Annotated in this window: 3 protein-coding genes; 2 read left to right on the top strand and 1 reads right to left on the bottom strand. The window is 66.4% G+C overall.

Features of this window, described 5'->3' with window-relative positions:
- The first annotated feature begins 1 nt into the window (after position 1).
- The gene (gene ruvB, locus CFE35_RS22210) at positions 2 to 1,036 is read left to right on the top strand and encodes a Holliday junction branch migration DNA helicase RuvB (RefSeq protein WP_292932035.1); all 1,035 of its coding nucleotides are present in this window, start codon (positions 2 to 4) and stop codon (positions 1,034 to 1,036) included.
- A gap of 226 nt (positions 1,037 to 1,262) precedes the next feature.
- Complete coding sequence (locus CFE35_RS22215; protein ID WP_292932036.1) at positions 1,263 to 2,264, top strand: PEP-CTERM sorting domain-containing protein; 1,002 nt, start codon at positions 1,263 to 1,265, stop codon at positions 2,262 to 2,264.
- Between the two features lie 147 nt (positions 2,265 to 2,411).
- On the opposite strand, the gene acnA is transcribed toward CFE35_RS22215, so the two are convergent.
- Positions 2,412 to 4,070: aconitate hydratase AcnA (gene acnA, locus CFE35_RS22220; protein WP_292934044.1), on the bottom strand; the 1,659-nt coding region annotated here is incomplete at its 5' end.

Below are 4,070 nucleotides of genomic sequence, written 5' to 3' on the forward strand. Positions count from 1 at the left end.
CATGACCGACAACCCCATCCTCACCCCCCGCCGCCAGACCGAAGATCCGGACGCGGCGCTGCGTCCCAAGACGCTCGCCGAATTCGTCGGGCAGGAAGCTGCGCGCGAAAACCTCCATGTGTTCATCGAAAGCGCCAAGCAGCGCGCCGAGGCGATGGACCATGTGCTGTTCTATGGCCCGCCCGGTCTCGGCAAGACCACGCTGGCGGCGATCATCGCGCGCGAGATGGGGGTGAACTTTCGCGCCACCTCCGGCCCGGTCATCGCCAAGGCGGGTGATCTGGCCGCGCTGCTCACCAATCTGGAGAACGGCGACGTCCTGTTCATCGACGAGATCCACCGCCTCAATCCCGTGGTGGAAGAAGTGCTCTATCCGGCGATGGAAGACCGCGCGCTCGATCTCATCATCGGCGAAGGGCCTTCGGCGCGCTCGGTGCGGATCGATCTGCCGCCTTTCACCCTGATCGGCGCGACCACGCGCGCAGGCCTGCTGGCCACGCCGCTGCGTGACCGCTTCGGCATCCCGGTGCGCCTCCAGTTCTACACGGTGGCGGAGCTTGAACGCGTCGTCACGCGCGGTGCGGGCCTGCTCGGCATCGGTGTCGACAGCGGGGGCGCGGGCGAGATTGCCCGCCGGTCGCGCGGCACTCCGCGCGTGGCCGGCCGGCTGCTGCGGCGGGTACGCGATTTTGCGCAAGTAGCAGGCGCAGCGGTCATCACCCGCGAGGTCGCGGACAATGCGCTCACCAGGCTCGAAGTCGATTCGCTCGGGCTCGATCTGCAGGACCGGCGCTACCTCTCGATGATCGCCGATATCTACAAGGGCGGGCCGGTCGGCGTGGAAACGCTGGCCGCCGGGCTTTCCGAACCGCGCGACACGATCGAGGACGTGATCGAGCCCTATCTCATCCAGCTCGGTCTGGTGGCCCGCACCGCGCGCGGGCGCTGCCTCAACGATCGCGGGTGGCGCCATCTCGGGCTCACACCCCCCTCGGCAGACCTGCCCGGCCTGTTTGGCGGAGACGACAGCGAATAGTGGTAAACGCTGATGGCGTAACCGCTGCGCGCAATTCGGTTCCAGTTTGGCACAGACTTGGCCAATCGCCCCGGAATGACCCAATTCGGTGCTCCGGGAGGGGGTGAAATGCGGTTAACAGCATTGCCGCAGCGGGTGCGATCTGCGTTGTTCGATCTGTCAGGAGAGGGTTTGTCCACCAATCGGGGATAGACGCGGGCTCCCACGGAAACAGAGAGCAACGATCATGTCGGTTCGGATGGCATTGGCAAAACTGGCGGCCTGCGCAGCGGGCGGTGCGGTGCTGGGCGGCGGTGCAGTGCACGTTTCGGAAGCGCCCTCGGCGGCCGAGATCCACCACGTGAAGCCGATCAAGGTCAAGCAGGTCAAGCGGCACTACGCGAAGGTCGTCGCGCCGCGGCCGGTTCACCGCATGCGCCGCGTGGTCAAGACGACCGTCACCAAGTCCTGCGCCATGCCCCAGCAGCAGATGGCCTATGCGCCGGTGCCCTACATGGCACCGATGCCGCCCCAGCAGGCGGGCGGCGGCGGTGGCGGCGCGGTGCCGGTCGTGGTTGGCGGCGGCGGGATCGGCGGCTTCGGCGGCGGGTTCTTCGGCGGGTTCTTCGGGGGCGGCGGCAGCGGCGGCGGCGGCAGCGTGGTCGTCTCCTCGACCAGCACCGGCTCGACCTCGACGTCGGGCGGCTCCAGCTCGACGTCGGGCGGCTCCAGCTCGACCTCGGGCGGTTCGACGTCGACGTCCAGCGGCAACATCTCGACCTCGACTTCGAGCGGCAACGTCTCGACCAGCTCGGGCGCGGTGACGAGCACGACCTCGACCTCCTCAGGCAACGTGTCCACGTCCTCGGGGAACGTGTCGACTTCGTCGGGCAATGTCTCGACCAGCTCGGGCAACGTCAGCACGTCGTCAGGCAACGTCTCGACCAGTTCGTCTACCTCGACCAGCTCGGGCAACGTTTCCACAAGCTCTTCGACCTCGACCTCGTCTTCCACATCCTCGTCAACGTCGAGCAGCACCAGCAGCTCGACCTCGTCGTCAACCTCGTCTTCGAACGGCGGCACCACCAATGGTGGCACGACCAATGGCGGAACCACGAATGGCGGCACCACCAACGGCGGAACCGAAGTGCCGGAACCATCGATGATGCTTCTGTTCGGCGCCGCAGCGGCGGGCCTCGTCGCACGCCGTCGCCACGGCCTGAAGAACAAGGCCCCTACAGCGGCCTGATCCGCCAAAAGCCCGCAGCGACGGGCAGACAAACGTCAGGCAGGCAAACGAAAAGGGCGGCTCCCGGTGGAGCCGCCCTTTCTGATTCAGGCCTCTGCTTATGGCTTTCTGATTCTGGCCGAGGGCAGCGCCCTCGCTGGCGGCCGATCAGGCCGCCAGGTTGCGCAGAACGTAGTGCAGGATGCCGCCGTTGAGGAAGTATTCCAGCTCGTTGGCGGTATCGATGCGGCACAGCGCCTTGAAGGTGAAGCTGGAACCATCGGCGCGCGTCACTTCGACTTCAACGTCCTGACGCGGCTTGAGGCCGGCCACGCCGCGAATGGTGAAGCTGTCGTCGCCCGTCAGGCCCAGCGTCTCGCGCGATTCGCCTTCGAGGAACTGCAGCGGCAGCACGCCCATGCCGACGAGGTTCGAGCGGTGGATGCGCTCGAAGCTTTCCACGATGACCGCGCGCACGCCGAGCAGGTTGGTGCCCTTGGCCGCCCAGTCGCGGCTGGAGCCGGTGCCGTATTCCTTGCCTGCGATGACGACCAGCGGGGTGCCGTCCGCCTTGTGCTGCATCGCCACGTCGTAGATCGCGCCGACATCGCTGCCATAGCGGCTCATGCCGCCTTCGATCCCCGGCACCATCTCGTTCTTGATGCGGATGTTGGCGAAGGTGCCGCGCATCATCACTTCGTGGTGGCCGCGGCGCGCGCCGTAGGAGTTGAAGTCCGCCTTGGCGACCTGGTGCTCCATCAGCCACTTGCCCGCCGGGCTGTCGGCCTTGATCGAACCGGCCGGCGAGATGTGGTCGGTGGTGATCGAATCGCCGAGGATCGCCAGCGGCTTGGCCTCGACGATATCGCCCACCGGAGCCGGGGTCATCGTCATGCCCTCGAAGTAGGGCGGGTTCGCCACATAGGTGCTGCCCGCGCGCCAGCTGTAGGTTTCCGAACCCGTCACGTCGATCGCCTGCCAGTGCACATCGCCCTTGTAGACGTCGGCATAGCGCGCCTGGAACATCGCGCGGTCCATGCAGCCCATCATCGTCGCGTGGACTTCGGCGTTCGAGGGCCAGATATCCTTGAGGTAGACGTCAACGCCGTCCTTGCTCTGGCCGATCGGGGTCGAGATGAAGTCCTCGATCACCGTGCCCTTGAGCGCATAGGCCACCACCAGCGGCGGGCTGGCGAGGAAGTTCGCGCGCACATCCGGAGAGACGCGGCCTTCGAAGTTGCGGTTGCCCGAGATCACGGCGGCAGCGACGAGGCCGTTCTCGTTGATCGCCTTGCTGATCGGCTCGGCCAGCGGGCCGGAGTTGCCGATGCAGGTGGTGCAGCCATAACCGACAAGGTTGAAGCCGACCGCATCGAGATGCTCCTGCAGCCCGGCGCGGACAAGATAGTCCGTCACGACCTGCGATCCCGGCGCAAGGCTGGTCTTGACCCACGGCTTGGGCTTCAGGCCCAGCTCGTTGGCCTTCTTGGCGACGAGGCCGGCGGCCACCAGCACGCCGGGGTTCGAGGTGTTGGTGCAGCTGGTGATCGCCGCGATGGTCACGTCGCCATCGCCGATATCGAAGTCCTTGCCTTCGACCGGAACGCGCTGCTGCGCCTTCTTGTAGGTGTTGGCGAGGTCGGCGTTGAACACGTCGTCGACGTCGGGCAGCGAAACGCGGTCCTGCGGACGCTTCGGGCCAGCAAGCGACGGCACAACCGTCGAGAGGTCCAGTTCCAGCGTCGAGGTGAACACCGGCTCGACCGAAGGATCGATCCAGAAGCCCTGCGCCTTGGCATAAGCTTCGGTCAGCGCGATCTGGTCTTC

Source organism: Novosphingobium sp. PASSN1 (assembly GCF_002278815.1).

Excerpts from the sequence above, each read along its gene's own strand:
- ruvB (WP_292932035.1), top strand. The coding sequence starts at position 2 with ATGACCGACAACCCCATCCTCACCCCCCGCCGCCAGACCGAAGATCCG.
- CFE35_RS22215 (WP_292932036.1), top strand. The coding sequence starts at position 1,263 with ATGTCGGTTCGGATGGCATTGGCAAAACTGGCGGCCTGCGCAGCGGGC.